The sequence below is a fragment of the Microbacterium sp. NPDC056234 genome (assembly GCF_042267585.1).
Lineage (GTDB): Bacteria > Actinomycetota > Actinomycetes > Actinomycetales > Microbacteriaceae > Microbacterium.
In genome coordinates this window covers 2,218-5,923 of the sequence record NZ_JBHJTE010000010.1, presented here as the reverse complement: position 1 = coordinate 5,923, position 3,706 = coordinate 2,218, and the positions used below count along the sequence as shown (strand labels likewise).

Annotated in this window: 2 rRNA genes; both read right to left on the bottom strand. The window is 54.0% G+C overall.

Annotated elements, in window-relative coordinates:
• Positions 1-5 precede the first annotated feature (5 nt).
• Positions 6-122 (bottom strand): 5S ribosomal RNA (rrf, locus tag ACFCYE_RS17850).
• A gap of 122 nt (positions 123-244) precedes the next feature.
• A 23S ribosomal RNA gene (locus ACFCYE_RS17845) occupies positions 245-3,349 on the bottom strand.
• Positions 3,350-3,706: the final 357 nt, after the last annotated feature.

The following is a 3,706-nucleotide window of genomic DNA, read 5'->3' as shown; positions in this document are numbered from 1 at the left end:
AAGAAGTCCGGCGGTGTCCTACTCTCCCACAGGGTCCCCCCTGCAGTACCATCGGCGCTGTGAGGCTTAGCTTCCGGGTTCGGAATGTAACCGGGCGTTTCCCTCACGCTATGGCCGCCGAAACACTATTGATGTTTCATACAAAAACCTAAAGACACACGTGGTGCCTGTAGGGTTCTCGACCGTACATCGAGAACCACAAAGTGGACGCGTAGCATCAAATCAATCATTGTTGATTCGAGGTGTTATCAAGTCATCGGCTTATTAGTACCAGTCAGCTGCATGCGTTGCCGCACTTCCACATCTGGCCTATCAACCCAGTAGTCTGGCTGGGAGCCTCTCACCCGAAGGTATGGAAGTCTCATCTTGAGGCCGGCTTCCCGCTTAGATGCTTTCAGCGGTTATCCATCCCGAACGTAGCTAATCAGCGGTGCTCCTGGCGGAACAACTGACACACCAGAGGTTCGTCCAACCCGGTCCTCTCGTACTAGGGTCAGATCCTCTCAAACTTCCTACGCGCGCAGCGGATAGGGACCGAACTGTCTCACGACGTTCTAAACCCAGCTCGCGTACCGCTTTAATGGGCGAACAGCCCAACCCTTGGGACCTACTCCAGCCCCAGGATGCGACGAGCCGACATCGAGGTGCCAAACCATGCCGTCGATATGGACTCTTGGGCAAGATCAGCCTGTTATCCCCGAGGTACCTTTTATCCGTTGAGCGACAGCGCTTCCACAAGCCACTGCCGGATCACTAGTCCCGACTTTCGTCCCTGCTCGACCTGTCAGTCTCACAGTCAAGCTCCCTTGTGCACTTACACTCGACACCTGATTACCAACCAGGTTGAGGGAACCTTTGGGCGCCTCCGTTACTTTTTGGGAGGCAACCGCCCCAGTTAAACTACCCACCAGGCACTGTCCCTGAACCGGATTACGGTCCGAAGTTAGATATCCAGAGTGACCAGAGTGGTATTTCAACAATGACTCCACATGAACTGGCGTCCATGCTTCAAAGTCTCCCACCTATCCTACACAAGCCACACCGAACACCAATACCAAGCTGTAGTAAAGGTCACGGGGTCTTTCCGTCCTGCTGCGCGTAACGAGCATCTTTACTCGTAATGCAATTTCGCCGAGTTCGCGGTTGAGACAGTTGGGAAGTCGTTACGCCATTCGTGCAGGTCGGAACTTACCCGACAAGGAATTTCGCTACCTTAGGATGGTTATAGTTACCACCGCCGTTTACTGGGGCTTAAATTCTCAGCTTCGCCTTGCGGCTAACCGGTCCTCTTAACCTTCCAGCACCGGGCAGGCGTCAGTCCGTATACATCGTCTTGCGACTTAGCACGGACCTGTGTTTTTAATAAACAGTCGCTACCCACTAGTCTCTGCGGCCTCCAAACGCTTTCGGAGCAAGTCCTAATACGTCGAAGGCCCCCCTTCTCCCGAAGTTACGGGGGCATTTTGCCGAGTTCCTTAACCACGATTCTCTCGATCTCCTTGGTATTCTCTACCTGACCACCTGAGTCGGTTTGGGGTACGGGCGGCTAGAACCTCGCGTCGATGCTTTTCTCGGCAGCATAGGATCATCCACTTTTTATCCGCATCGTGTCTCAGCCTATGTGAGAGACGGATTTGCCTATCTCTCGGCCTACGCACTTGCACCAGGACAACCATCGCCTGGCTTGGACTACCTTCCTGCGTCACACCTGTTAATACGCTAGCCGCACCAGAACGGGTTCGTACGCTAGGCCCAGAGCGTCACCCCGAAGGGATCAGTCACTGGGATTCAGATACTTAGCACTACTGGATTAGCTTGGGCGGTTCTTCGCCGGTACGGGAATATCAACCCGTTGTCCATCGACTACGCCTGTCGGCCTCGCCTTAGGTCCCGACTTACCCAGGGAAGATTAGCTTGACCCTGGAACCCTTGGTCTTTCGGAGGACGTGTTTCTCACACGTCATTCGCTACTCATGCCTGCATTCTCACTCGTGTAGCCTCCACGGCTGGTTCACACCGCCGCTTCGCTGGCCACACGACGCTCTCCTACCCATCAATACGGCTGGACCACGAAGGCCTACCAAAAATATCAATGCCACAACTTCGGTGGCGTGCTTGAGCCCCGTTACATTGTCGGCGCGGAATCACTTGACCAGTGAGCTATTACGCACTCTTTCAAGGGTGGCTGCTTCTAAGCCAACCTCCTGGTTGTCTAAGCAACTCCACATCCTTTCCCACTTAGCACGCGCTTAGGGACCTTAGATGGTGGTCTGGGTTGTTTCCCTCTCGACTATGAAGCTTATCCCCCACAGTCTCACTGCTGCGCTCTCACTTACCGGCATTCGGAGTTTGGCTGACGTCAGTAACCTTGTAGGGCCCATCGGCCATCCAGTAGCTCTACCTCCGGCAAGAAACACGCAACGCTGCACCTAAATGCATTTCGGAGAGAACCAGCTATCACGAAGTTTGATTGGCCTTTCACCCCTATCCACAGCTCATCCCCTCAGTTTTCAACCTAAGTGGGTTCGGTCCTCCACGACGTCTTACCGTCGCTTCAACCTGGCCATGGATAGATCACTTCGCTTCGGGTCTAGGACATGCGACTGAATCGCCCTATTCAGACTCGCTTTCGCTACGGCTACCCCACACGGGTTAACCTCGCCACATATCGCTAACTCGCAGGCTCATTCTTCAAAAGGCACGCTGTCACCCCTACTAAGGAGGCTCCAACGGTTTGTAAGCAAACGGTTTCAGGTACTATTTCACTCCCCTCCCGGGGTACTTTTCACCTTTCCCTCACGGTACTTGTCCGCTATCGGTCATCTGGGAGTATTTAGGCTTATCAGGTGGTCCTGACAGATTCACACGGGATTTCACGGGCCCCGTGCTACTTGGGATCCTCTCCACGCCAGAACACATGTTTCGACTACGGGGCTGGCACCCACTACGGCCCGCCTTTCAAGACGGTTCGTCTACACGCTTCTGTAACGCCACCAATTCGGCAGAACTGGTAGGAAAGTCCCACAACCCCGAACATGCAACTCCTGCCGGATATCACACACACTCGGTTTAGCCTCATCCGCTTTCGCTCGCCACTACTCACGGAATCACATGTTGTTTTCTCTTCCTGTGGGTACTGAGATGTTTCACTTCCCCACGTTCCCTCTACCCGCCCTATATATTCAGACGGGAGTCACTAGGTCGGCACGCCGCCCAGCGGGGTTTCCCCATTCGGACACCCTCGGATCAAAACTTGCTTATCAGTTCCCCGAGGCTTATCGCAGATTGCTACGTCCTTCTTCGGCTCCAGATGCCAAGGCATCCACCGTTTGCTCTTAAAGACTTGAAATCACATTGAGTTCGAATCGTCAAATAATTGACTAATGATCTTTAAGATCATCTTCATGAACCAACCCCGAAGGATCGGTCCAAAGATGCTCGCGTCCACTGTGTAGTTCTCAAAGTACGGGCGGTACCCCTCACGCAACCCCCCACAAGGGGAAACGACAAGAGGCCCAGAGGATTCAGACAAAACGTCTGGCCCCTCAGGACCCAACAGCGTGCAGACACCAGACCCGCCGGCCCCACCCTTCCAACTGCCGAAGCAGCGTACTAAGCAGAACCCTTGGTTCCAATGCCATGTCAAATGTTCCACCCATGAGCTCCCAGCGAAGAACGAACGCCTTCGATCTGGGTTCTGGACACC